A 23,650-nucleotide genomic window follows, 5' to 3' on the forward strand; every position below is an offset into this window, starting at 1 on the left:
TGTGTTGTTTTATTATTTTAAAGGTGACGGTGTCACGTTTTCTGGGATCGGGCAGTGATACGGTTTGTCATTGAGTTGCCGGGTAAACTCCTCCCGGCAGGCGGCCAGCAGCGCCGGATCCTGTAGCAGATTCAGGACGGTGGCGCCCATCACTTTACCTGCGTGCAGCATGCCTTTATGGGCGATGGAGGTGCGGCCCTGCGCCACCAGTTGCCAGGTATGCAGCGGCGTGCCCACGGTAAAGCAGGGGCTGAAGCACTGGGCCACCGGCATTTTCCAGCTGACATCGCCCACGTCGGTAGAGCCAGCCAGCACGTTATCGGTGATGGCGTAAGGCGCCACTTCGTCAATCAGCAGGGTCTGCTGGTGGCGGCGGGCAAACTGTTTTCCTTCTTCACCCCCGGTTGCGGCAATGTTTTTCAGGCTGTTTTGCAGATCGTTGTCGCTCAGCGTGGCGCGGATCTCCCCGGCGAAGGCGCGTTCCTCATCGTTCCATGCCGGGGTGCCGTAATGCTGCACGGCGCTGTACATGGCCGCTTCCAGCGTGCGGTTAGGCAGGTAGCTGGAACAGGCTTTTTCAAAGCGTCGTTCCACGGTAGTTTCGGTCATCATTGCCGCGCCCTGGGCAATTTTTTCGATACGCTCATAGATCTGCTGCGCGTCGGCCATCTCCGGGGCGCGGATCAGATACAGCACTTCCGCCTGGGCCTGGACCACGTTCGGCGAGATCCCCCCGGTGTCGGTGATGGCGTAATGAACCCGGGCTTTTTCAATGATGTGTTCATTGAGGAAATTGGTGCCGGTGGTCATCAGCGTGACGGCATCCAGCGCGCTACGCCCCAGATGCGGGGAGTTCGCCGCATGGGCCGCGGTGCCGTGAAAACGCCAGGCGACCTGGATGTTGGCTAAGGTACTGACGTTAAACATGCCGGCGAAGGCTTCGGGATGCCAGGTGACGGCGGCGTCCACGTCATCGAACAGCCCCTCGCGCACCATAAAGGTTTTACCCGAGCCGCCTTCTTCCCCCGGACAGCCGTAAAAGCGCACGGTGCCGCTCCCTCCGTGCTGCTCCAGCCAGCTTTTCACCGCCACGGCGCCCGCGAGGGCGGCAGTGCCGAGCAGGTTATGCCCGCAGCCGTGGCCGTTGGCCCCCGGCGTGTCGCTTTGCGGTGCGGCGCAGTGCGCCTGCTGGCTTAATCCCGCAAGGGCGTCGTACTCCCCGAGCAGGGCGATAACCGGTTTCCCTTCGCCGTAACTGGCCATAAAGGCGTTCGGTATGCCACCAGCCTGACGTGTAAGTTTAAAACCTGCCTCTTCCAGGGCACCGGCCAGCCGTTCGGCAGACCAGAACTCTTCAAAACGGGTTTCCGGGTGATCCCAGATCTCATCGGCAATGGCGATAAACTGCTGCGCGCGGGTGTCGATGGCATCCTCAACAAAACGGTAAATGGTCTGCATTACACACCTCGCGTCCACGGGAAGTTAAGCGCGGTACGCGCCAGGGTTTCGATGGCGATGAGCATCACCGTCTCGTCAAAGTCGAATTTTTCGTTGTGATGCCCGGCGCTGAGGGTGGTGCCGAACACCATATAGGAGGCGAGCCCGCCGTTTTGCTGAACCCGCGCCATCATTAAGGTGGCGTCTTCAGAGCCGGCCGGGGCTTTCACCTTGTCGATGGCCTGCTCCACGCCGGGAACCTGCGCCGCCTGTTCGCGTAAGTAGCTTACCCACGCCGGGGACGGCTGGCTTGAGGTAGCCGCACCCATCAGGCGCAGCTCATGACTGACGCCGTGCATCGCTGCCGCGCCCTCAATCACCGCTTTCGCGCGCTCGAACACATAGCTGTTAATGGCTTCGCTCTCGCCGCGGGTCTCTACCTTCAGCAGGGCGCTGGCAGGCACAACGTTACGGCCGCTGCCCGCCTGCATCACGCCGACGTTCACCCGGGAAGCCCCTTCGCTGTGCGGGGCGATACTGTGCAGGCCGATGGCGGCCTGGGCGGCAGCCAGCAGGGCATTACGTCCCTCTTCAGGTTTGCCGCCAGCGTGCGCCGCCACGCCGGTAAAGCGGACGTCGAATTTGGTGGTGGCCATAAAGTTATCGCTGCCGCAGATCACGGTGCCCGCAGGCACGCCGGTGCCGATATGGATAGCGGTGAAGTAGTCCACGCCATCGAGCGCGCCTGCCGCAACCATCGCCCGCGCGCCGCGGGTGCCCTCTTCGGCAGGCTGGAAAATAAGTTTGATGGTGCCGTTCAGTTGCTCCCGGTACTGCATCAGCAGATGCGCCAGTCCAAGACCGATGGTGGTGTGACCGTCGTGGGCGCAGGCGTGCATCATGCCGTCGTTACAGGAGGCAAACCCCTCCCGGAAGGGAAAATGGTCATTGTCACGGGCTTCATCCAGATCCAGCGCGTCCATGTCCACGCGAAACGCCAGCGTTGGCCCCGGACGGCCAGTGTCCAGCGTGGCGACAATTCCGGTAAAGCCGCCTTCAAACGCGCCGAGCCATTTTTCAGGCGCGCCCTGCTGACGGGCGCGGGCAAAGGCGGCTGCGAGGGTGGCATCGTCAGGCAGGCCCATACGGCTGTCGGCATCGACCACATCGCGCCCCATCGCCAGGTCGTAGCCCAGCTGGTCAAGCACCTCGGCGACCTTTGCCGCAGTGCGGAATTCCACCCATCCGGATTCGGCATAAAGGTGGAAATCGCGCCGCCAGGCGGTGAGTTGCGGGAAGAGGGCCTTCAGATGCTGCGCCAGATTATGCATATCGATTCCTGTATCATAAGAATATGTGAACTGCTTCACACTGTGATAGTTTTTACTTATCACTAACCGTTTTTTCACAGATTTAACCTTTCGTGGCTTACCCTCGCACATTCATTTCCATTACAGTAGATGACAGTTTCTTTTCTCTGATAAACAACGGTTATCGGTGCGGACATGACATTTCAGGTAAAATTTCATCAGCTGCGGGCGTTTGTGGAAGTGGCAAAGCAGGGAAGCATTCGGGGTGCCAGCCGGGTATTGAGCCTGTCGCAACCGGCGTTAACCAAATCCATTAAAGAGCTGGAGGAGGGGATCTCGGCGCAGCTGTTTGTCCGGCGCAGTAAAGGGGTGACCCTCACCGAGTGCGGCGAGAGCTTTTACCAACATGCCAGCCTGATCCTCGAGGAGCTACGCAACGCGCAGGATGATATTCGTCAGCGGCAGGGCCAGCAGGCCGGGCAGATTAATATCGGTATGGGGGCCAGTATCGCCCGCATGTTAATGCCTGCCGTCATTACCCGCTTCCATCAGCAGCACCCGCAGGTCAAGGTGCGCATAATGGAAGGACAATTAGTTTCGATGATAAATGAATTACGCCAGGGCGAACTCGATTTCACGATTAATACTTATTATCAGGGGCCTTACGATCATGAATTCACGTTCGAAAAATTGTTTGAGAAACCCTTTGCGATATTTTGTCGGGAAGGGCATCCGGCCATTGGCGCTAAATCCATTAATGAGTTACTGAAATATAGCTGGACGATGCCAACCCCGCGCGGCAGTTATTATAAGCAGCTGGAAGAGATGTTTTCCCACCGGGAGCAGATCCCGCATATTGGCGTGGTATGTGAAACCTTTTCGTCAAGTATCAGTCTGATAGCGCAAAGCGATTTTCTCAGCATTCTGCCGCAGGAGCTGGGCTGCGACCCGCTTCTGGCGCACCGTCTGGTGATGATCCCGGTAAAAGAGCCGTTACCCAAAGCAACCTATTACCTTATACAAAGAAGGGATTCCCGTCAGACACCGTTAACCGCGTCATTAATCACACAATTCAGACGTCACGCCCGACAGGTTATTTCTTAATCAAATTAAGGATAAAAAAATGGAGCCTGTCGACATCCAACAGACCCCACAGTACACACAGCATTGCTCCACATGCGACTCTGCTTATTGTTTCCTTAGTGCAGATACCTTTATATATAACATTTCCTGACGATAATACAGATAAGAAAGCGCCTGGTTTTAAAAAGTTTAATGTAAGTCATAAAGTTAAACATTCATAAAAATAATCTTAAGGACCGATTAAATATTAATTGCGTTAACTTTATCTATAATTCTTTTTTAAATGATGAGCAGGAACCCGTCCGGCAGGACAACACCGCATTGAGCCGGGAGTTGGGCGCAGGTATAGTAGCCTGCCAGCTAAGCAGGAGGATGCCATGAACCCAGACGATAAATCGCTTTTTCTTGATGCGATGGAAGAGGTCCAGCCTCTTAAGCGCTGCACTGATGTCCACTGGCAACCCGCCCGTACTACGCGCACCCGCCAGCCTGTGGATACCAGCCAGCTCGATAACTTTCTGACCACCGGTTTTCTGGACGTGATCCCCCTGGCCGAGCCGCTGGCTTTCCAGCGCGAAGGGGTGCAGCAGGGCGTTACCGACAAGCTGCGCTCGGGCAAGTATCCGCGCCAGGCGAGCCTGACCCTGCTGCGCCAGCCCGTTGAGCAGTGCCGCCAGCAGCTGTTTACCTTTATCCGCCAGGCGGAGCGCGACGGCCTGCGTAACCTGATCATCATTCACGGTAAAGGGCGCGACGATAATTCCCACGCCAACATCGTGCGCAGCTATCTGGCGCGCTGGCTGACGGAGTTCGACGCGGTGCAGGCGTTTTGCGTTGCCCAGCCGCACCACGGCGGCAGCGGTGCCTGTTACGTAGCGTTGCGTAAATCCGGCGAGGCGAAACAGGAAAACTTTGAGCGCCACGCCAAACGCAGCCGCTAAAACATAATGTCCATGGAAAACACCGCATTATGCTACCGCCAGTTTGGTGAGCCTGAGTCTGTCCTGCAGCAGGAGACCGCGATAAAAGCCCCGCTGCAACCGGGCGATCTTCGGGTGCAGATGCTGATGACCCCGGTCAACGCCTCCGATCTGATCCCCATTACCGGCGCCTACCGCCATCGCATTACCTTACCGGCCATCGCCGGATACGAAGGCGTAGGCCGCGTGATCGCTGCCCCGGACAGCGCCGCCTCTCTTCTCGGTCAACGGGTTTTGCCCCTGCGTGGGGAAGGCACCTGGCAGCAGTACGTGGATTGCCCGGCATCTATGGCGATCCCGGTGCCCGATATCGTTGCCACACCGCTGGCGGCGCGAGCGTTTATCAACCCGATGGCGGCCTGGCTGATGCTCAGCCTCTACCCCGTGCAGGGCAAACAGGTGCTGCTGACCGCCGCCGGTTCGGACTGCGGCATTTTGCTCGGGCAATGGGCGCTACGGCAGGGAGCAACGGCGGTGTACGGCATTCATCGTTCGGCGATCCACGCGGAGCGACTGCGGGGGATGGGGATTACGGCCGTCGCCCAGCAGGACATCGACAGCGTTCGCGCCATCGCGGCGACCAGCGATCTGGCCTTCGACGCCACCGGCGGCGAGCTTGCGCAGACCATTCTGGGTGCGATGGACAAACGCGCAGCCTTTATCTGCTACGGGTTGCTCTCCGGTCAGTCCTTTACGTTACAACGTCACTTCCCGCCCATGCACTGGTTCCATATCCGTAACCACTTCGAGGCCCTGAATCCGCAGGCGTGGCAGGCGGCGTTCCGTGAAATCTGGCCATTGCTGGCCGCCAGCCAGTACAGTGACGCCAGGTTACTGCCGTTCACCGACTGGCAGTCGGCACTGGCCCACTACCGGCAGGCGGGGCGTACCTACAAGCCGGTGCTGGCGTTTGAATAATCCTTAACGGGACTGGCTCATATCACTGAGCAGCAGGGCAATGCTTTTACCGCCTTCGGTCTGCTCCAGCGCAATTTTGGCGATAATGGTCAGGGGCACCGAGAGTAGCATCCCCACCGGCCCCAGCAGCCAGCCCCAGAATATCAGCGACAAAAAGACCACCAGCGTGGAGAGGCCCAGCCCGCGTCCCATCAGACGGGGTTCAAGAATGTTGCCGAAGATCAGGTTCACCAACAGATAGCCGGCCAGCAGCACCAGCGCAGAGTAAAAGCCGCTGAACACCAGCACCTGGGCAATGGGCGGGATGGCGGCCAGCACCGAACCGATGTTGGGGACATAGTTCAGCGCAAAGGCCAGCAGCGCCCAGACAAAGGCAAACCGCACCTCCAGCGCCGTCAGCATTCCCCATACCACCAGCCCGGTCACCAGACTGATGGCGGTTTTCAGCACCAGATAGTGCGAGACGCTGTCCAGAGCACGCTGAATGGCGGCCATCCCTTCCACCGGTCGGGTCATCATGGGCTGGAGCTTCGCCGGCAGCTGCGGCACCTCCAGCAGCATAAACACCACCGTCAGCAGCAGTAAAAAGATGGAGGTCATGGCGCTGGAGAGCTGTGACAGCAGGGCGGTCACGAGGGTCATGGCGGCATTGGGATCGATGTACTTCAGCAGCTCTTCCATCGACACTTCAATCCCGGCCCGCTGCAGCCAGGGCTCCAGATGCAGCAGCGGCACGGCAAGCGAGGTGCGATAGTGCGGCAGGGTGCGGGCCAGCTCATTCAGCGAGGTGCCAAGATAGGCCACCAGTAACGCCATCAGCACCACGATAAGTACGATCGGCAGGGTGATAGCCAGCACCCGCGGCAGGCGCAGGCGCATCAGACGCCGTACAACGGGCTGAAGTATCACCGCGATAAACAGCGCCAGGATAAAGGGTACGATAATATCCGCCGCAAAACGGATCCCGGTCAGGACAATCACCAGCATGCCAAGCATGATGACTATTTTTAATCCGTTGAGGGTAATAATGGGTTTTGCCATGCTGGCTCCTGATACTGTCCTTTTTATATATTCTAACGGCGCAGCGCCTTTAATAAATTAACCAAACGCAAACGGCGAGGGTAAAGAAATGAAAAGGCTTTGAGTAAAATCCTGGCTTATGGTAAAAATCAGCTGTGTTTAACTACCGGAGACAATTTTCATCTGCACTGACGAGAAGCAACACCGCAGATAATTGTAATTTTATGGACAATTTGTTCAGCATCGTTTTATCAAATCTCAGTTCCGCTCTGTACTCCTCTTTTTGCCTGCTTTCTGGCGAGCAACACTGGCGCAACGCGCTGTAGACCCTCTCTCTGCCTGAGCTGGCGCATCGCGCCCGGCCAATCTGTTGTATTTTTTTACCCGGCTGCCGCTAATGGCGAGCCGCGAAGGATTATATTCTCAAGCAGGAGAAAAACATGTTTTACTGGATCCTCTTAGCCCTTGCTATTGTCGCTGAAATAACCGGCACACTTTCCATGAAATGGGCCAGCGTCACGGGCAGCCACAGCGGCTATATTTTAATGCTGTCGATGATTGCGCTGTCCTATATTTTCCTCAGTTTTGCGGTTAAAAAAATCGCACTGGGCGTGGCGTACGCGTTATGGGAAGGCATTGGTATTCTCTTAATTACCCTGTTCAGCGTTATGCTGTTTGATGAGTCGCTTTCCGCAATGAAAATTGCCGGTCTGACGACGCTGGTGGCGGGAATAATATTAATCAAATCCGGAACCCGCAAACCGGCGAAACCACGCGGGGAGGTGTCCCATGCAACAGTTTGAGTGGGTGCATGCTGCCTGGTTAGGTTTAGCTATCGTGCTGGAGATTGCCGCCAACGTTTTGCTGAAGTTTTCCGACGGTTTTCGCCGCAAAATCTATGGTCTGCTCTCCATTGCCGCGGTACTCGGCGCGTTCAGCGCCCTGTCGCAGGCGGTAAAAGGCATTGATCTGTCGGTTGCCTATGCCCTGTGGGGCGGGTTTGGTATTGCGGCCACGCTTGCTGCGGGCTGGATCCTGTTTGGTCAACGACTGAATCATAAAGGGTGGATGGGGCTGCTTCTGCTGCTCGCCGGAATGATCATGATAAAACTGGCCTGATAACGTCGCTGCCTGTCATTACAGGCAGCGAAATCCATGTCCTGTATTACGCTTAAACTGAGGGCATAAAACAGGACGGCCAATGCATGTATAACCCATTAAGCTGGCGTAAAATTCCTTCTGCCAGGACCTTGTTTGTTATGATCTTCATGGCAGGGGTCGGCTTAATTTTCTCTGTTGTCGCCTTGTTGTACCTCTCCCTCAACCTCATCAGCAGTAAAGCCAACGAAATCGACGAACAGCGCACGGCGCTCTCGGTGCAGGGCGCGGTACAGACCTCGGTAAACCGGGTCTGGTCGCTGGTGATTGATAATGCCGTCTGGGATGACGCGGTGCGTGAAGCCTATCGCCCGGCGCTCGACATCGACTGGCTCTACAACACCTGGGGCGCGGGCTACAAGGTGAATAACCTCTATGACGGCACCTTTGTGCTCGATGAGCGATTCCAGGTGCTGTGGGGATCGTTCAAAAGCCAGCCTTTCGCGGAGAAAAATCTCGATTTCTTTGGCGACGGCTTAAAGTCGCTGATCCTGATGCATACCAACTCCCTGCGATCGGATAAAAACATCTACGCCGGGATCACCCGCACCCGGGCGGGTATCGCTTTTGTTGGCGTGGGGCTGATCCGCCCGACGATCGGCAGTTTGAGGGCGGGAGATAATACCCGCCGCTATCTGGTTATCACCCGTCATATTAACCCGCAAATCCTGCGCGACCTCGGGAATACCTTTCAGATCGACAACCTGACCTTTACGCCGGAGCGGGCTAGCGACGTCAGCGTGCCGCTGAATAGCTCATCCGGGGAAGTGCTGGGGTATCTCTCGTGGCAACCGCGCCTGCCGGGGGCGGCTGCGGCGAAAGCGGCCTCCCTCGATATCACCCAAATCGTGCTGCTCACGGCGGCGCTGATATTACTTTTTATCCTTTTCAGCTGCGTGGGGCTGTATAAACTGGCGCGCGGTGAGACGCTGGCAAGATCGGTGGCGCGCACCGACTGGCTCAGCCATTTGCCCAACCGCCGGGCGCTGATTGAAGAGCTGGAGCGGGTGAGCCAGCGCGGCGATACCGATCGCAAAAGCGTGGTGTTTATCGATCTCGACGGCTTTAAGGACGTCAATGATATCCATGGCCATGAGGTGGGCGACGAGCTGATTGTCACCATCGCAGGCGCGCTGCGCGACAATGTTCCCAAAGACGGAATGCTGGCCCGGATGGGCGGGGATGAGTTCGCCATGACCATCGGCGGCGACAACGCCGAAGCGCTGGCCTCGGCGTTTGCAGGCTTTGTTCTAGATTACCTTCACTCACCGATTACCGTCGGTGAGCGTTCGATCCACATAGGCGCCAGTATCGGCATCGCCAGCGACACGCTGGTGGACTGCACCAGCACCGAGCTGTTCCGCCGCGCCGATATCGCCATGTACCACTCCAAAATCACCGGCAAGGGACGGGTTACGCACTATGACGTCGAGCTGAACAACGAGCGCGAGAGGCGGCTGGCGATTGAAGAGCAGATCCGCCATGGCCTGGAGCATAACGAGTTTGATGTCTGGTATCAGCCGATCATCGATGCCCGCAGCCAGAAAATGGTCAGCGTGGAGGCGCTGGTGCGCTGGCCGCGGCGACCGGAAGGGCCGCTGGCACCGGATGAATTTATTACCATCGCCGAAACCAGCGGGCTGATTTACGGTCTGGGGCAGTTTGTCCTCAGCCGGGCCTGCCAGGATCTGGAGCCGTACAGGGATCTGAAGCTGTCGGTCAATATCTCCCCGGCGCAGTTTCGCGACCCCGAGTTTGAAGCCAAAGTGGAGGGGGCGCTGGCGCTCAGCCGTTTTCCGGCAACCCGCCTGCAGCTGGAAGTGACCGAAACCTACGTGCTGGAGAACCCGGAGCGGGCCCGCTCGGCCATCAACAATCTCAAGGCGCAGGGCATTGCGGTGGCGCTGGACGACTTCGGCACCGGCTACTCCAGCATCGGCTATCTACGCCGCTTTAACTTCAATACCATCAAGATCGATAAGTCGCTGGCCGGGCTGGTGGATCACGACGAGCAGGCCTCGGCGCTGGTGAGCGGCACGGTGCGCATTGCCAGCGCGCTGGGGATGACGGTGGTGGCTGAAGGGGTGGAGAACGAAAAACAGATGAAGCTGCTGCGGCTGGCGGGCTGCGATCAGCTCCAGGGTTACTGGTACAGCCAGCCAATGCCGATAGAGGCGATTATGGCGCTACGCCAGCAGCGCCAGTGCTGAGTTACTGCTGGGCCAGTTCGGCCAGCTTGTCACGAAAGCCGGTGACTGACAGGGCGCGGTTATCGGCCCGCCAGCGATCTTTCGCCGCCGGTGCCGAGCTCTGAACGCCGATAAGCTGCCAGCCCGCAGCGGTTTTCAGCATCAGCGGTGAACCGCTGTCGCCTGGCAGGGTGTCGCACTGATGGGACAGCACGCTGTTTTGTGCCCAGCCGGTGACGATGCAGTCCTGATGGGTATAGAGCACATCCAGATGATCTTCCGGATATCCCGCCTGGCTCACCTTGCGATCGGCCTGTTTCAGGGCAGCGGTCAGCTCTTCTTTGGTACCGGCAAACAGCGGCAGCGGGGTAATGCCCGACGGCGGATTGCGCAACACCACCAGACCAAAATCCCACGACGCGGCAGAAGGCGGCACGATCCAGCCATCGCCGTCGGCCTTTAACCGTCGGCCTAACGAGGCATCAACCCGGCCTTCAATGCCGTGGATTTCGTAGCGCCAGCTCCCTTTTTGCGATACGAAGCGCAGGGCAACGGCGGTATCGGGTTTGCCTTTTGGCGGCACCAGCAGGCAGTGTCCGGCGGTCAGCGCCAGCTGAGGAGTAATGAGGGTTGCAGTGCAGAGGTTTCCGCTGGCCGTTTCCAGCTGGCCAATGGCATCCCACGGCGCGCGGGAGGGGTCAGCGACACGCGTGCGATCGTCATGCCCAAAAAACAGCGTTTGTACCTCTTTTGCGTTCGCGGCCTCGTCGTCGCCATTGTCCGCATGACTTAACCCAGAAAAGAGAAAAAACGTTCCCAGTACAATCACAACAGATTTACGCATATCACACTCTGAAGGGAATAATTATGATTATTAAATATGAACCCTGGTAATTAACTATAGACGGGACAGCGCGAAAGTGGGAGTAAAATCAGCGTGCTACACTCAGGAAATATAAAACACACCTGCAACAAGTGCGCATAAAATAAGCGTGATGAGAATCACCTCAAACCGATAGCGCTGCAACATAACGCCCTCCGGATAAAAAAACGGCGCTGACACCTTGCCGGTTCAGCGCCGGATGACTAACGTACCCGCCAGGGGCACGGTAGGTTAAGTGGCTTATGCAGCCGGTTTAGCAGCTGGAGCGGCTGCTTCGTGTTTTACTGCTTTTTTATGGTGTTTTTTAGCTGCCTGGGCTTTCTGGGCAACCGGCGCTGCGTCTTCTTTCTTCACGGCTTTTTTGTGGTGCTTTTTAGCAGCCTGCGCTTTCTGCACAGCGGCTTTCTTGTGTTTTTTGTGGTGCACAGTTTTGGCAGCCGGTGCCGCGGTGGTGGTTGCGGTCGCAGCTGGTGCAGCGGTTTTCGCGACAGTGTCAGCAGCGAATGCAGCAGAAGAGAGACCCATAGCAGCGGCAACAACCAGAGCTAATACTTTTTTCATCATCTTACCCTCGAATTGGTTTTTTCATTTAACCCCACTGCGGGGCCGTTGAAAGAACTATATCCCTGAAAATCCGGGGCTTCCGTGAGTGATTGGTATCGGCGTGTAACCTAATGTACAACGCCGGGCAGAAGCCCGGCGTGATGAGTTACAGATAGCGAGAGGTCAGATGGTCGCGGAAGTAGCGGCTGTTAAGATCTTCCCCGGTCGCCTGCTCAATCAGCTGGGCGGTGGTGAAGCGGCTGCCGTGCTGCCAGATGTTCTGGCGCAGCCAGTCGAACAGGGCGCTGAAATCCCCGGCGGCGATGGAGGCGTCCAGCCCCGGCAGCGCGTTTTTTGCCGCACTGAACAGCTGAGCGGCGTACATGGCACCCAGGGTGTACGACGGGAAATAGCCAAAGCCGCCGTCGGTCCAGTGGATATCCTGCATACAGCCGTTGCGGTAGTTGTCTTTTGTCGACAGCCCCAGCCACGCCTGCATCTTCTCATCCCACAGCGCCGGGATGTCCTCCACCTCGATATCGCCATTGATCAGCGCCCGCTCGATCTCGTAGCGCAGCACCACGTGCGCCGGATAGCTCACCTCGTCGGCATCGACGCGGATATAGCCAGGCTTCACCCGCTGGTTCCAGGCGACGAAATTCTCTGGGGTGAACGCCGCCTGGCTGCCGAAACGTTCCTGAACCGCCGGTAATAGGTGGTTAAGGAAGGCCTTGCTGCGCCCGAGCTGCATTTCAAAGAACAGGCTCTGGGATTCGTGGATGGCGGTGGAACGCGCCAGGGCGATGGGCTGACCGAGCCAGTTGCGCGGCAAGTTCTGCTCATAGCGCGCGTGGCCGGTTTCGTGGATCATGCCAAACAGGGCGCTCAGCAGTTCGTCTTCGTCGTAACGGGTGGTGATGCGCACGTCTTCCGGCACGCCACCGCAGAACGGATGGGCGCTGACGTCCAGACGGCCCGCGTTAAAGTCGAACCCCAGGGTCTTCATCGCCTCCAGCCCCAGCTCACGCTGGATAGCGGTAGGGAACGGGCCCTGCGGCGGCACGAAGGACTGCTGCGCCTGCTTCTCGACCACCTGCGCCAGCAGATCCGGCAGCCAGGTTTTGAGATCGCCAAACAGATCGTCCAGCCGGGCGCTGGTCATGTCCGGCTCGAAGATATCCAGCAGCGCATCGTACGGGGTGCAGCCTTTCGCCCCGGCACGCAGGCGAGCCTCTTCCCGGCTCAGTTTCACCACCTCTTTCAGGTTGGCGGAAAAACCCTGCCAGTCATTCGCCGGACGCTGGGTACGCCAGGCATGCTCGCATTTACTGCCCGCCAGGGATTTCGCCTCAACCAACGATTCCGGCAGCAAAGCCGCCTGCTGATAGTGGCGAGCCATCTCCCGCAGGTTGGCCTGTTCAACGTCGTTAAGATCTTCGCTTTCGGCGTTACGCAGCCAGTCGGCTACGTTTTTGTCGGTCAGGATTTGATGCTGCAACACGCTCAGTTCCGCCAGGGCTTCACCCCGGGCGGCGCTACCGCCTGCAGGCATCATGGTGAACATGTCCCAGCTGGCGATGGCGGAGAGATGGGAGAAGCGGGAGAGGCGCTGGAAGGTGCGGGTGAGTTGCTGATAGTTATTCTTTTTCATTAAGACCTCGTGTCTGCATCAACTGAGAGCTAAAAGTACCATCAGGTCGGGCGAAACACGAGGCCACGTAACATTATTGCAAGCGTGCAGATCGATTTTGTAGGCCTGATAAGCGTAGCGCCATCAGGCATTTGAGCTGTTAACCTTTGAAAACCTCGGTTTGCGATAAATGAATTTACAGTCCGGTGATAATGTAGTGAAAAAAATCTCAGTGCAAACGACGATGAAGGCTCCGTCCCACCAGCAATGCCGCACACAGCATCAGCGCAATAAACCCGCCGACGCCGTTCCAGCCGTACTGGTGCCAGAACACGCCGCCGAGCGTCCCGGCGATGCTGGAGCCCAGATAGTAGCTGAACAGATACAGCGACGAGGCCTGGCCTTTTGCGCGGCGGGCGCGCGGGCCGATCCAGCTGCTGGCGACCGAGTGGGCGGCGAAGAAGCCGGCGGAGAAGAGCAGCATCCCGGCGAAAATCAGCCACAAACTGGAGAGCAGCGTTATCAGTACGCCTGCCAGCATTACGCCGGTGGAGACCAGCATCACCGGGCCGCGCCCGAATCGGGTGGTCATCGCCCCGGCTTTCGGGGAGCTCCAGGTCCCGGTCAGGTAAGCCACCGACAGCAGGCCGACCAGCGCCTGGCTCAGATGCCACGGCGAAAGCATCAACCGGTAGCCGATGTAGTTAAACAGGGTGACAAACGAGCCCATCAGCAGGAATCCGGTGAGAAACAGCAGGGGCAGCCCTTTATCGCGCCAGTGCAGGCGGAAGTTAATCAGCAGCGTTTTTGGCCGCAGTGCGGTAGGGCGGAAATGACGCGATTCCGGCAGGATTTTCCAGAACATCAGCGCCGAAGCCAGCGCAAAACAGCCGATCGCCGCCAGCGCTATCCGCCAGCTGAAGAAATCGGTAAAGACCCCGCTCAGCAGGCGTCCGCTCATGCCGCCAATGGAGTTCCCGCTGATGTAGAGCCCCATGGAGAAAGCAACGAAGCTGGGGTGGATCTCCTCGCTGAGGTAGGTCATCCCCACCGCCGCCACGCCGCTAAGCGAGAGCCCGATCAGCGCGCGCATAATCAAAATCCCGTGCCAGCTGGTCATCATCGTCGACAGCAAGGTACAGACCGACGCCAGCAGCAGCGCGGTGACCATCACCGGTTTGCGCCCGATAGCGTCCGAGAGCGGGCCGGTAAACAGCAGGCCGACCGCCAGCATCCCGGTGGAGATCGACAGTGAAATACTGCTGCTGGCCGGGGAGACGCCAAACTCCTGGGACAGCACCGGCAGGATCGGCTGCACGCAGTAGAGCAGGGCGAAGGTGGCAAGGCCGGCGGAGAAGAGCGCCAGGGTGACGCGCATAAACTGCGGGGTGCCGCGTTTGATTCGCTGTGCCGGTAAGGCTTTGTTCGGTAAGAGATCGATATCATTGCTGGGGGCGATATCAGCCGTTGTTGTACGACTCACGTAAGTTCCTTGCTTCAACATCCCCGTGATTTCTGGTGACGGGTATGACCACAGGGATCAGGGTAGGAAATTGTAAATATTCTGTCTAATATATTAATAATCTCAAATGATACGTTAAAAATATGAATATCGAACTGCGTCATCTGCGCTACTTTGTTGCCGTCGCCGAAGAACTGCATTTTGGTCGCGCGGCTCAGCGGCTTAATATTTCGCAACCGCCGCTGAGCCAGCAGATCCAGGCCCTGGAGCAGCAGGTTGGGGCCCGCCTTCTGGCCCGAACTAATCGCAGCGTCGGGCTGACGGCGGCGGGGCGTCAGTTTCTCGCCGACAGCCGCCAGATCCTGAGCATGGTGGACGAGGCGGCTGCCCGGGCAGAACGCCTGCACCAGGGTGAAACCGGCGAGCTGCGCATCGGGTTTACCTCCTCCGCGCCGTTTATTAGCGCTATCTCGCACACCCTGTCGTCGTTTCGCCGCCTGTCGCCGGATGTGCATATCCAGACCCGGGAGATCAATACCCGGGAGCAGATCGTCCCGTTGAACGAAGGTTCGCTCGATCTGGGCCTGATGCGCAATACCCAGTTGCCGGACACCCTGGCGTGGCAACGGGTGCTGCGCGAACCGCTGCTGGCGATGATCCATCGCGACCATCGCCTGGCGGCAAAGCCTGAAATCTCCGTGACGGAACTGGCGCAGGAGCCGTTCGTCTTTTTCGATCCCCACGTCGGCACCGGCCTGTACGACGATATCCTGGGATTGTTGCGCCGCCATGGGGTGAATCCGGTCATTACCCAGGAAGTGGGCGAGGCGATGACCATCATCGGCCTGGTGGCGGCGGGGCTCGGCGTGTCGATCCTTCCGGCTTCCTTCAGGCGGCTTCAGCTACATGAAATGCGCTGGGTGGCGATTGCCGAAGTGGACGCGGTTTCAGAGATGTGGCTGGTGTGGTCCCGGCATCATGAACTGAGCGCAGCGGCACAACGGTTTAAGGATCTACTGATTAGCGCCTCATCAGGCCGCTGACCGGCAAAAAAAGCGGGTAAAAATGTGCTGTAAATCACAAGGCTAAGTAAAAATTTGACGATTACTGTAGAAGTGCTTCACCATAGCCCACAGTTTATTTCGAAGCGCGAAAATAAGGGAGTACGTGGTGGTTGCTGATAGTCAGCCAGGGCATATAGATCAGATTAAGCAGACCAATACGGGCGCAGTCTATCGCCTGATTGATCAGCTTGGGCCGGTCTCGCGCATCGATCTTTCCCGTCTTGCGCAACTGGCACCCGCCAGTATTACCAAAATTGTGCGTGAGATGCTCGAAGCGCATCTGGTGCAGGAAACAGAAATTCAGGAGCCGGGCAGCCGTGGCCGTCCGGCCGTCGGGCTGGTGGTGGAAACCGAGGCCTGGCACTACCTCTCATTACGCATCAGCCGCGGTGAAATCTACCTTGCGCTGCGCGACCTCAGCAGCAAACTGGTGGTGGAGGACAAGCTGCCGCTTGAACTTGTCGCTGCTGAACCGCTGGAAGTACGGATCACAGCCCTTATCGATCGGTTTTTTATTGATCATCAGCAGAAGCTGGAACGTCTCACCGCCATCGCCATTACTATGCCGGGGATCATTGATACCGAAAATGGCATCGTGCACCGCATGCCGTTTTATGAAGACGTTAAAGAGATGCCGCTCGGCGAGGTGCTGAAAAATCACACCGGCGTGCCGGTCTATATTCAGCACGACATCAGCGCCTGGACCATGGCCGAGGCGCTGTTCGGTGCTTCTCGCGGCGCGCGCGACGTCATTCAGGTGGTGATCGACCACAACGTAGGGGCCGGGGTGATCACCGATGGCCGCCTGCTGCACGCGGGCAGCAGCAGCCTGGTGGAGATAGGCCACACTCAGGTCGATCCCTACGGCAAGCGCTGTTACTGCGGTAACCACGGCTGCCTGGAGACCATCGCCAGCGTCGACAGCGTGCTGGAGCTGGCCCAGCTCAGGCTCGGCCAGTCGATGAGTTCGACGCTGCACGGCCAGCCCCTGACGGTGGAGTCGCTTTGCGCGGCCGCGCAGCAGGGCGATCTGCTGGCAAAAGATATCATTACCGGCGTCGGCATAAACGTCGGGCGCATTATCGCCATCATGGTTAACCTCTTTAACCCGCAAAAAATTCTGATTGGCTCGCCCCTGAGCCAGGCGTCTGACGTTCTCTTCCCGGCGATCGCCGACTCGATCCGCCAGCAGTCGTTACCGGCCTACAGCAAGCACATCGTGGTGGAAAGCACCCAGTTCACCAATCAGGGCACGATGGCCGGGGCGGCGCTGGTAAAAGACGCGATGTATAACGGCTCACTATTGATCCGTCTGCTGCAGGGTTAACTGTTTTTTTACAGTCTTACCAAAAATTGCGCTATCTCAAACCGGTCAGATAGCGCATGCCTTAGACTTCCTCCACTGAATTATTACCTTCATTTATATTTTCAGAGCATAACGGTGGAGTAAGTGATGCTTAAGCGTTTCTTTGTAACGGGTACTGATACCTCTGTCGGCAAGACGGTGGTGTCCCGCGCCTTGCTGCAGGCCATGATGGCCAGCGGAAGGAGTGTTGCAGGGTACAAACCGGTAGCCAAAGGGAGTAAAGAGACGCCGGAAGGATTGCGCAATAAAGATGCGCTGGTACTGCAAAGTGTCTCCTCTTTAGAACTGCCTTATCACGCGATCAACCCCATTGCCCTCAGCGAAGATGAGAGCAGCGTGGCGCACAGCGGTCTGGTGAATTACACCCTGTTGTCGAACGGGCTTGCCAGCCTGAGCGAGAAGGTCGATCACGTTGTGGTCGAAGGCACCGGCGGCTGGCGCAGCCTGATGAATGATTTGCGTCCGTTATCAGAGTGGGTGGTGCAGGAGCAACTCCCGGTGCTGATGGTGGTGGGCATTCAGGAAGGCTGTATCAACCACGCCCTGCTGACGGCGCAGGCCATCGCCAATGACGGCCTGCCGCTGGTGGGATGGGTGGCGAACCGCATCAATCCGGGTCTGGCGCACTATGCCGAAATTATTGAAGTGCTGAGCAAAAAGCTGCCCGCTCCGCTGGTGGGTGAACTGCCGTACCTGCCGCGCGCCGAACAGCGCGAGCTAGCGCACTACATCGACCTCTCGGCTTTCGGCAGCGTGCTCTCCGTAGATCGAGTCGTGGCGTAACGTCCGCGACAGCACCGACGCTACCACACAGGCAATCAATAAACCGGGCAGCAGGAAGTACTGCCCGGTCATTTCACAAACCATCAGCGCCGACATGATCGGCGCGTGCGTCGTGGCGGAGAGCAGCGTCGCCATTCCTGCAAGTCCCAGCAAAATCGCCGTTTCGGAACCGGGCAGCCACAGCATAAACAGCTGGGCGAAGAGCATTCCGGTTGCCATGCCGACAAACAGCGTTGGGGTGAATACCCCGCCCGGCGCGCCAGAGCCGCTGCTGGCCAGAACGGCCAGCAGCTTGCAGATGAATACCCCCGCAATCACAGACAGCAGCGGCGGCGCGAGCAGGAACCCCTGCAAAACGCTGTAGCCATTGCCCCAGACCTTAGGCGTCAGCAGCGACAGCAGCCCGACGATGAGCCCACCCATCGCCAACTGCCACGGCGGAGAGAGCTTAAGGCGCAGGAAAAGGGAATGGCTGAAGGTCATGAGCCACATCAGCGCCGGGCCGCAGAGGCCCGCCAGCAATCCCATTCCCACAATCAATGAATAATCCACCGCGGTCAGCGTTTCGCTGAGATGCACCTCGTACAGGGTGTTTGCGCCGGGGCTGAGCAGGCGGGTGGTGAGCAGCGCCACCACGGCGGCAATCACCACCGGGCCGAGCGACGCCAGCATCAGCGTGCCGAACAGAATCTCGGCAATAAACAGGCTGCCGGCTAACGGGGCATGATAGGCGCTGGCCATCCCGGCGGCGGCCCCGCAGGCGATCCACAGCTTCCATTCGGTTTTAGGCGTAAAGCGTTGGGCGAAAAAGGAAGCGGCGAGGGCGGCCAGCAGGATCATCGCCCCTTCGCGGCCAATGGCGCTGCCGCTGGCGACCACCAGCAGCGACGCCAGGGATTTCACCAGGCTTGCGGCGTAGTCAAACTGCCCGTCGCCCGTATCAAGCGCTTCCATATAGTCGGTGGGCGCATGCGGACGCTGGGCGGTCATCCGCTGCCATCCCCAGAGCAACAGCCCGGCAGCCAGCCCGCCGAGAGCAGGCGTCAGCGCGCGTCGCCAGGGCGAAAGGCCGCTGGCGGCATTGACCAGGCTGCCGCTGTCGTTACTCAGAAACAGCCACTCGAGCAAATACAGGGCATGACGAAACAGGGCCACGGCCAGCGCCGCCAGCACGCCGGTGATGCTGGCAATCAGCAACCGGCGAAACATCGCCCGGATATCAGGGTAAGCATGAAGTCGATGCATGGGTTACGCACAAACAGGGAAGATACAATATTCTGGCGGGAAAACGCGGGGTTAGCAATGTGAAGAGCCGGGCAGTGCCCGGCTCACAGGATTAACTTTCGCTGTGAATATTCAGCGCCCGGCGCGTGCGGCCGGAGCTTAAGTATTCCGCGATATAGTCCTGAGAAATTTCGCCGTTGTAGCGGCCTTCCTCATCGACAATCGGCATCCAGCTGGTGTTGCTCTCATACAAACGCGAAAGTACCACGCGCAGGTTATCCTCGGCTTTACCGGTCATGCGGAACGGATGCAGCAGATCGGCACAGGTGCCGCTGGCATTGCGCGCTTCGCGGCGCTTCACGAAGCCCAGAGGTTTGCCGTTCTCATCCACCACGGTGACGGCGCGAATGTCGTTGTCATCCATAATACCAAACGCCTCGGTCAGCGGTGTGGCCGGGCGCACGGTCAGGGTAGGCTGCTGATCCGTGACGTCGCCTGCGGATACCAGCAGCAGACGCTTCAGGGTACGGTCCTGGCCGACAAACGAGCCGACAAACTCGTTGGCCGGTTTCGCCAGCAGTTCGTCCGGGCTGGCGCACTGGACAATTTTCCCCTGGCGGAAGACGGCGATACGATCCCCCAGCTTTAGCGCTTCGTCGATGTCGTGGCTCACCAGCATCACGGTCTTTTTCAGCTTGCGCTGCATCTCGAGGAACTGGTTCTGGATCACCTCACGGTTAATCGGGTCCACCGCACCGAAAGGCTCATCCATCAGCAGGACCGGAGGATCCGCCGCCAGCGCGCGGATAACGCCGATACGCTGCTGCTGGCCGCCGGACATCTCGCGCGGATAGCGGTTAAGGAACTTATGCGGATCCATCGCCACCATATCCATCAGCTCTTCGGCGCGGGTTTTACACCGGGCTTTGTCCCAGCCCAGCATGCGCGGAACCACGGTGATGTTCTCTTCGATGGTCATGTTCGGGAACAGACCAATCTGCTGGATCACGTAACCGATGTTGCGGCGCAGGGTCACGGTATCCATGTCATTGGTGTCCTGACCGTTAATCTGGATGGTACCGCTGCTCGGCGTGATGAGCCGGTTAATCATCTTCAGGGTAGTGGTTTTACCGCAGCCGGATGGGCCCAGCAGGACGCACATCTCACCTTCAGGCACGTTCAGGTTGACATTGTCGACGGCCTTGAAAGTCTGGCCGTGCTTCTGTGAAAATTGTTTGGTGAGGTTTTCCAGTTTTATCATTATCGAATCCCCTTTGGAGTCAGTACGATCTGCAGACGGTGCAGTAACCAGTCGAGCACAATCGCTAAAAGACAAATCATCAGCGCGCCCGCAATCAACATACGAATATCGCTTCCGCCAATGCCGTTAAGCAGCAGCAGGCCCAGCCCGCCGGCGCCGATCACGGCGGCAATGGCCATCACGCCGATATTCATCACCACGGCGGTGCGGATGCCGCCGAAAATTACCGGCAGCGCCATTGGAATTTCTACCCAGCGCAGGCGCTGCCAGAAGGTCATGCCGATCCCGCGACCCGCTTCGCGCAGACCGGGCGGCAGGCTGTCCAGCGCGGTATGGGTGTTACGCACAATCGGCAGCAGCGAGTAGAGGAACACTGCCGTGATCGCGGGCAGGGCGCCAATACCCTGACCGATCAGCGAAAAGAGCGGGATCATCAGGCCGAACAGGGCAATGGACGGGATGGTCAGTACGATGGTGGCAATTCCCAGCACCGGCGTTGCCAGCCATTTGTGACGCACAATCAGAATGCCGAGCGGCACGCCGATAATAATGGCTAAGCCCACGGCCAGCGCGACCAGCCACAGATGTTGCAGCGTCAGGCTTAACAGATAGCCCCAGTTATCAATGATGTAGTGAACGGTTTCCATAGCGCCTCCTTACAGCAGCTGCTTGCTACGCAGGAAATCACGGGCGACCTGCTGCGGTGACTGATGATCGATATCCACTTTCTTATTCAGTTCGGTGATAACGTCGTTATTGAGCTGGGCGGAGAGGGTGTTCAGCGCCTCTTCCAGGCCCGGATTAGCCTCCAGCGTGTCTTTACGCACCACAGGAGTCACCGCGTAGCTCGGGAAGAAGCCTTTATCATCTTCCAGCACCTTCAGATCGAAGCCTTTTACGCGCCCGTCGGTGGTGTAGACAAGGCCCGCATCGACAAAGCCGTCGCGTACCGCGTTATAGACCAGACCGGGATCCATCTGGCGGATCTGCGGGCGATCCAGCTCCATCTGATAGGCGGCCTGCAGCGGCTTCATGCCGTCGCTGCGCCCGGAGAATTCGAGATCGAGGCCCAGCATCCAGTTGTTGTCCGGATCGGTTTTACGCACCTGCTCAATCTTCGCCACCAGCTCCGACATGGTGTTGATGTGCTCCGCTTCGGCACGCTTACGCTGCATGGCAAAGGCGTAGGTGTTGTTCATGTTGGCAGGTTTGAGCCACACCAGGCCGTGCTTCGCGTCCAGGCGTTTCACCGTCTCGTAAGACTCTTCCGGGGACATGCGTTTGTTGATGTGGTTAAAGATGATCAGCGACGTGCCGGTGTACTCCCAGGTCATATCGATCTGCTTGTTGATCATCGCGTTACGGGAGATAACGGTAGCGATGTTGGTCTGCGGTTTAACCTCAAACCCTTTCTTCTGCAGATACTGCACGGTCATGGCCGAAAGAATATGCTGCTCGGTAAAACTTTTGGTCGCCAGGATCAGGGGCGCAGCAAGCGCCTGGCTGGTAAAGAGCGCGGCGGTACAGAGCGCCGCCAGGCCGGTAAACAGTCTCATAGAAGCTCCTTGTTATAATTATCGCGCGATATGCGGGCTCATCAGACGGCCCAGCGCCGCCAGCAGCGTATCCAGGATCAGGGCAAACAGGGCGGTCGCCGCCGCGCCCAGGATCAGCGTCGGGAAGTCGTTCAGATAAATGCCGGGGAAAATCAGCTCGCCGTAGCTGCTGGCGCCAATCAGGAAGGCCAGCGGTGCGGTACCCACGTTAATGGCGGTGGCGATGCGGATCCCGGAGAGCATTACCGGCCAGGCGTTTGGCAGTTCCACCTGGCGCAGGCGCTGCCATTTGGTCATCCCGATGCCGTTTGCCGCTTCCAGTAACGACGCCGGAACCGAGCACAGCCCGGCGTAGGTGTTACGCACAATGGGCAGCAGCGAGGCGAGGAACAGGGCGATAATGGCTGGCGTATCGCCGATGCCAATCACCACCATCGCCAGCGCCAGAACCGCCAGCGGAGGCAGGGTGTTGCCGACGTTAAAGATTTGCATCACGTATTCGGCGATACCGCGTGCAGCGGGGCGGCTCAGCAGAATACCGCTGGGAATACCGACCAGCAGGGCGAAGAACATCGATGAGAAGACTAAAATCAGGTGCTGTTGCCCGAGATAGACCAGATCGACCTGGCGCGCTTTAATCGTCTCGAGCCCAATCCCCCAGACGAGGAGGGCGACAACCACGATAATGGCGCCGACAAAAAGCAGCGAACGTTTGAGTAATGGGTGCATTGCGGTGTGTCTCCCTGTGCGCATGCGTTATAGCAACCACCGGTTGCCTGTTGTTATGCCATGTTTTGGCAGGGGTATTTCAGCTATAGCAAGGGATCGGGAAGGGTTCCAGCGAAGCGGGAAAATTCGTAACCCTATGAAACTTGGGGAAACCCGGAGTTAAGCCTTATGGGGTAAGGCCTGGTCAGGGGGAGGGCAGAATAGTCTTAAAGATGATTTCGTTAAGTGACAACGTCACTTAACGAAAGGGCGGTAACTGTTATTTGCCAAGTGCAGCGCGAACTTTTCGCACCCGCAGCGAGGTACTGATGATGGAGAAGGCGGCCACCAAAAACAGCATGAGCCCCAGGGCCAGCATCGCATGAAAGCCAAACCACCTGAACAGGATTAGCCCGGCAATTCCCCCGCTGATAAAAGAGAAAAGGGTGGTGAGATGGGTTTTAAGCTGACTTCTTTGAGCTGCCGTATCTTTCGAGTAATCCCGGCGTAGCATCGCCACCACCACGGAGGCCAGCGCAATACCCGCGTCGGTTAACGTGCCGGTGATGTGGGTGGATCGTACCCGTCCGCCGGAGAGCTGAGTGGAGGTGGAATTATGGATCCCCATCAGGCCGCAGAGAAAAACAATAATTTCACGATTGGTGGTGAATGTATGAAAAAACAATTCATACAGGGAGACGCCGGCCAGTAATAATCCCTCTATTAATAAAACCTGACAAAAAATCAGCCGCACATTCTGAATAATGCCCCATAAAACGATAATCCGCGCAATGATTGCGCCCGTCACAAACGACAGAATAATGGTGGCAAAGAAAATAATATCGTTCAGATCCGTTGAGGTGACTTCGCTGGAAAATTGCGAAGTGTTGCCCGTCATATGGGAAGGAAAGAAGCCAAATGCCCCCAGCGCAATGGCGTTCAGCAATCCTGCGGAGGTGGCCAGCCAGAGGGCAAGGCGACGATCCTCCTGATGGGTTCGTTCTTTCTTCAGTTTAATCAGCAAAGAATACCTCCGGTTTGAGCTTTGCCTGAATAATCAGGCTAGCAAAGGCAA

At 58.0% G+C, this 23,650-nt stretch carries 23 protein-coding genes; 10 read left to right on the forward strand and 13 right to left on the reverse strand.

The window, feature by feature from the left end; translation table 11 throughout:
• Positions 1-12 precede the first annotated feature (12 nt).
• Together FHN83_RS22215 and FHN83_RS22220 are read right to left on the reverse strand one after the other, a co-directional pair.
• Positions 13-1,458, reverse strand: coding sequence for a M20 family metallopeptidase (locus FHN83_RS22215; protein ID WP_139564952.1), 1,446 nt, complete (start codon positions 1,456-1,458; stop codon positions 13-15).
• Positions 1,458-2,768 carry a M20 family metallo-hydrolase gene (locus tag FHN83_RS22220; RefSeq protein WP_139564953.1) on the reverse strand — a complete coding sequence of 437 codons (1,311 nt, stop codon included), beginning with the start codon at positions 2,766-2,768 and terminating at the stop codon, positions 1,458-1,460. The genes FHN83_RS22215 and FHN83_RS22220 overlap by 1 nt, the downstream gene beginning before the upstream one ends.
• Before the next feature lie 174 nt (positions 2,769-2,942).
• Between FHN83_RS22220 and FHN83_RS22225 the strand changes: the two genes are divergently transcribed.
• From FHN83_RS22225 to FHN83_RS22235, 3 genes are all read left to right on the forward strand, one after another.
• Positions 2,943-3,851 (forward strand): LysR family transcriptional regulator, encoded by a 909-nt coding sequence (locus FHN83_RS22225; protein ID WP_139564954.1) that lies wholly within the window; start codon positions 2,943-2,945, stop codon positions 3,849-3,851.
• A 356-nt stretch (positions 3,852-4,207) separates the two neighbouring features.
• A complete protein-coding gene (gene smrA, locus FHN83_RS22230) occupies positions 4,208-4,771 on the forward strand; it encodes a DNA endonuclease SmrA (protein ID WP_138368863.1) in 564 nt (187 codons plus the stop codon).
• A gap of 12 nt (positions 4,772-4,783) precedes the next feature.
• Positions 4,784-5,728, forward strand: coding sequence for a zinc-dependent alcohol dehydrogenase family protein (locus tag FHN83_RS22235; protein ID WP_139564955.1), 945 nt, complete (start codon positions 4,784-4,786; stop codon positions 5,726-5,728).
• Between the two features lie 3 nt (positions 5,729-5,731).
• On the opposite strand, the gene FHN83_RS22240 is transcribed toward FHN83_RS22235, so the two are convergent.
• Positions 5,732-6,769 carry an AI-2E family transporter gene (locus tag FHN83_RS22240; protein WP_139564956.1) on the reverse strand — a complete coding sequence of 346 codons (1,038 nt, stop codon included), beginning with the start codon at positions 6,767-6,769 and terminating at the stop codon, positions 5,732-5,734.
• 134 nt (positions 6,770-6,903) lie between these two features.
• Between FHN83_RS22240 and FHN83_RS29030 the strand changes: the two genes are divergently transcribed.
• The 4 genes from FHN83_RS29030 to FHN83_RS22255 all read left to right on the forward strand — a co-directional run bounded on the left by FHN83_RS29030 (position 6,904) and on the right by FHN83_RS22255 (position 10,116).
• Entirely contained in the window at positions 6,904-7,074 is a 171-nt protein-coding gene (locus FHN83_RS29030; RefSeq protein ID WP_419146397.1) for a hypothetical protein, read from the forward strand.
• A 114-nt stretch (positions 7,075-7,188) separates the two neighbouring features.
• Positions 7,189-7,551 carry a multidrug/spermidine efflux SMR transporter subunit MdtJ gene (mdtJ, locus tag FHN83_RS22245; RefSeq protein ID WP_039029203.1) on the forward strand — a complete coding sequence of 121 codons (363 nt, stop codon included), beginning with the start codon at positions 7,189-7,191 and terminating at the stop codon, positions 7,549-7,551.
• Positions 7,538-7,867 (forward strand): multidrug/spermidine efflux SMR transporter subunit MdtI, encoded by a 330-nt coding sequence (gene mdtI / locus FHN83_RS22250; RefSeq protein WP_139564957.1) that lies wholly within the window; start codon positions 7,538-7,540, stop codon positions 7,865-7,867. Before mdtJ ends, mdtI begins: the two co-directional genes overlap by 14 nt.
• A gap of 86 nt (positions 7,868-7,953) precedes the next feature.
• Complete coding sequence (locus FHN83_RS22255; RefSeq protein WP_138368866.1) at positions 7,954-10,116, forward strand: bifunctional diguanylate cyclase/phosphodiesterase; 2,163 nt, start codon at positions 7,954-7,956, stop codon at positions 10,114-10,116.
• Position 10,117: 1 nt separating this feature from the next.
• Here FHN83_RS22255 and FHN83_RS22260 read toward each other — a convergent pair whose 3' ends face one another.
• The 4 genes from FHN83_RS22260 to FHN83_RS22275 all read right to left on the reverse strand — a co-directional run bounded on the left by FHN83_RS22260 (position 10,118) and on the right by FHN83_RS22275 (position 14,634).
• Positions 10,118-10,939, reverse strand: coding sequence for a trypsin-like serine peptidase (locus FHN83_RS22260; protein WP_039029206.1), 822 nt, complete (start codon positions 10,937-10,939; stop codon positions 10,118-10,120).
• Positions 10,940-11,218: 279 nt separating this feature from the next.
• The gene (gene asr, locus FHN83_RS22265) at positions 11,219-11,539 is read right to left on the reverse strand and encodes an acid resistance repetitive basic protein Asr (protein WP_039029207.1); all 321 of its coding nucleotides are present in this window, start codon (positions 11,537-11,539) and stop codon (positions 11,219-11,221) included.
• Between the two features lie 148 nt (positions 11,540-11,687).
• Entirely contained in the window at positions 11,688-13,172 is a 1,485-nt protein-coding gene (locus FHN83_RS22270; RefSeq protein WP_139564958.1) for a carboxypeptidase M32, read from the reverse strand.
• 208 nt (positions 13,173-13,380) lie between these two features.
• Positions 13,381-14,634: an MFS transporter gene (locus FHN83_RS22275; protein WP_139564959.1), complete on the reverse strand. Its 1,254-nt coding sequence runs from the start codon at positions 14,632-14,634 to the stop codon at positions 13,381-13,383.
• Positions 14,635-14,756: 122 nt separating this feature from the next.
• Here FHN83_RS22275 and FHN83_RS22280 point away from each other — a divergent pair, with 122 nt between their 5' ends.
• The 3 genes from FHN83_RS22280 (at position 14,757) to bioD (ending at position 17,826) form a co-directional block, all read left to right on the forward strand.
• Complete coding sequence (locus FHN83_RS22280; RefSeq protein WP_139564960.1) at positions 14,757-15,656, forward strand: LysR family transcriptional regulator; 900 nt, start codon at positions 14,757-14,759, stop codon at positions 15,654-15,656.
• Positions 15,657-15,783: 127 nt separating this feature from the next.
• Positions 15,784-17,004 (forward strand): sugar metabolism global transcriptional regulator Mlc, encoded by a 1,221-nt coding sequence (gene mlc, locus FHN83_RS22285; protein ID WP_139564961.1) that lies wholly within the window; start codon positions 15,784-15,786, stop codon positions 17,002-17,004.
• A 126-nt stretch (positions 17,005-17,130) separates the two neighbouring features.
• Complete coding sequence (gene bioD / locus FHN83_RS22290) at positions 17,131-17,826, forward strand: dethiobiotin synthase (protein WP_139564962.1); 696 nt, start codon at positions 17,131-17,133, stop codon at positions 17,824-17,826.
• Here bioD and clcB read toward each other — a convergent pair.
• The 6 genes from clcB to FHN83_RS22320 form a co-directional block, all read right to left on the reverse strand.
• Positions 17,761-19,071 carry a voltage-gated ClC-type chloride channel ClcB gene (gene clcB / locus FHN83_RS22295; RefSeq protein WP_139564963.1) on the reverse strand — a complete coding sequence of 437 codons (1,311 nt, stop codon included), beginning with the start codon at positions 19,069-19,071 and terminating at the stop codon, positions 17,761-17,763. The two genes, bioD and clcB, sit on opposite strands and share 66 nt — an antisense overlap.
• Positions 19,072-19,162: 91 nt before the next feature.
• On the reverse strand, positions 19,163-20,311 hold the full coding sequence (gene osmV, locus FHN83_RS22300) for an osmoprotectant ABC transporter ATP-binding protein OsmV (RefSeq protein WP_139564964.1): 1,149 nt from the start codon (positions 20,309-20,311) through the stop codon (positions 19,163-19,165).
• Positions 20,311-20,958 (reverse strand): osmoprotectant ABC transporter permease OsmW, encoded by a 648-nt coding sequence (osmW, locus tag FHN83_RS22305; RefSeq protein WP_039029215.1) that lies wholly within the window; start codon positions 20,956-20,958, stop codon positions 20,311-20,313. The genes osmV and osmW overlap by 1 nt, the downstream gene beginning before the upstream one ends.
• Positions 20,959-20,967: 9 nt before the next feature.
• The gene (gene osmX, locus FHN83_RS22310) at positions 20,968-21,867 is read right to left on the reverse strand and encodes an osmoprotectant ABC transporter substrate-binding protein OsmX (protein ID WP_039029216.1); all 900 of its coding nucleotides are present in this window, start codon (positions 21,865-21,867) and stop codon (positions 20,968-20,970) included.
• Positions 21,868-21,885: 18 nt separating this feature from the next.
• Positions 21,886-22,596 (reverse strand): osmoprotectant ABC transporter permease OsmY, encoded by a 711-nt coding sequence (gene osmY, locus FHN83_RS22315; protein WP_039029217.1) that lies wholly within the window; start codon positions 22,594-22,596, stop codon positions 21,886-21,888.
• A gap of 259 nt (positions 22,597-22,855) precedes the next feature.
• Positions 22,856-23,599, reverse strand: a complete 744-nt coding sequence (locus FHN83_RS22320) for a YoaK family protein (RefSeq protein ID WP_139564965.1) — start codon at positions 23,597-23,599, stop codon at positions 22,856-22,858.
• Positions 23,600-23,650: the final 51 nt, after the last annotated feature.

Origin of the sequence: Leclercia adecarboxylata, from assembly GCF_006171285.1 — a bacterium.
Lineage (GTDB): Bacteria > Pseudomonadota > Gammaproteobacteria > Enterobacterales > Enterobacteriaceae > Enterobacter > Enterobacter barmai.

Bases quoted from the DNA above. Each gene is read 5' to 3' on its own strand.
- osmY (WP_039029217.1), bottom strand. From the start codon at position 22,596: ATGCACCCATTACTCAAACGTTCGCTGCTTTTTGTCGGCGCCATTATC.
- smrA (WP_138368863.1), top strand. From the start codon at position 4,208: ATGAACCCAGACGATAAATCGCTTTTTCTTGATGCGATGGAAGAGGTC.
- FHN83_RS22280 (WP_139564960.1), top strand. From the start codon at position 14,757: ATGAATATCGAACTGCGTCATCTGCGCTACTTTGTTGCCGTCGCCGAA.
- osmX (WP_039029216.1), bottom strand. From the start codon at position 21,867: ATGAGACTGTTTACCGGCCTGGCGGCGCTCTGTACCGCCGCGCTCTTT.
- FHN83_RS22240 (WP_139564956.1), bottom strand. From the start codon at position 6,769: ATGGCAAAACCCATTATTACCCTCAACGGATTAAAAATAGTCATCATG.
- osmW (WP_039029215.1), bottom strand. From the start codon at position 20,958: ATGGAAACCGTTCACTACATCATTGATAACTGGGGCTATCTGTTAAGC.
- mdtJ (WP_039029203.1), top strand. From the start codon at position 7,189: ATGTTTTACTGGATCCTCTTAGCCCTTGCTATTGTCGCTGAAATAACC.
- bioD (WP_139564962.1), top strand. From the start codon at position 17,131: ATGCTTAAGCGTTTCTTTGTAACGGGTACTGATACCTCTGTCGGCAAG.
- FHN83_RS22225 (WP_139564954.1), top strand. From the start codon at position 2,943: ATGACATTTCAGGTAAAATTTCATCAGCTGCGGGCGTTTGTGGAAGTG.
- osmV (WP_139564964.1), bottom strand. From the start codon at position 20,311: ATGATAAAACTGGAAAACCTCACCAAACAATTTTCACAGAAGCACGGC.
- FHN83_RS22270 (WP_139564958.1), bottom strand. From the start codon at position 13,172: ATGAAAAAGAATAACTATCAGCAACTCACCCGCACCTTCCAGCGCCTC.
- FHN83_RS22260 (WP_039029206.1), bottom strand. From the start codon at position 10,939: ATGCGTAAATCTGTTGTGATTGTACTGGGAACGTTTTTTCTCTTTTCT.
- clcB (WP_139564963.1), bottom strand. From the start codon at position 19,071: ATGCATCGACTTCATGCTTACCCTGATATCCGGGCGATGTTTCGCCGG.
- mdtI (WP_139564957.1), top strand. From the start codon at position 7,538: ATGCAACAGTTTGAGTGGGTGCATGCTGCCTGGTTAGGTTTAGCTATC.
- FHN83_RS22215 (WP_139564952.1), bottom strand. From the start codon at position 1,458: ATGCAGACCATTTACCGTTTTGTTGAGGATGCCATCGACACCCGCGCG.
- FHN83_RS22255 (WP_138368866.1), top strand. From the start codon at position 7,954: ATGTATAACCCATTAAGCTGGCGTAAAATTCCTTCTGCCAGGACCTTG.
- asr (WP_039029207.1), bottom strand. From the start codon at position 11,539: ATGAAAAAAGTATTAGCTCTGGTTGTTGCCGCTGCTATGGGTCTCTCT.
- FHN83_RS22235 (WP_139564955.1), top strand. From the start codon at position 4,784: ATGGAAAACACCGCATTATGCTACCGCCAGTTTGGTGAGCCTGAGTCT.
- FHN83_RS22220 (WP_139564953.1), bottom strand. From the start codon at position 2,768: ATGCATAATCTGGCGCAGCATCTGAAGGCCCTCTTCCCGCAACTCACC.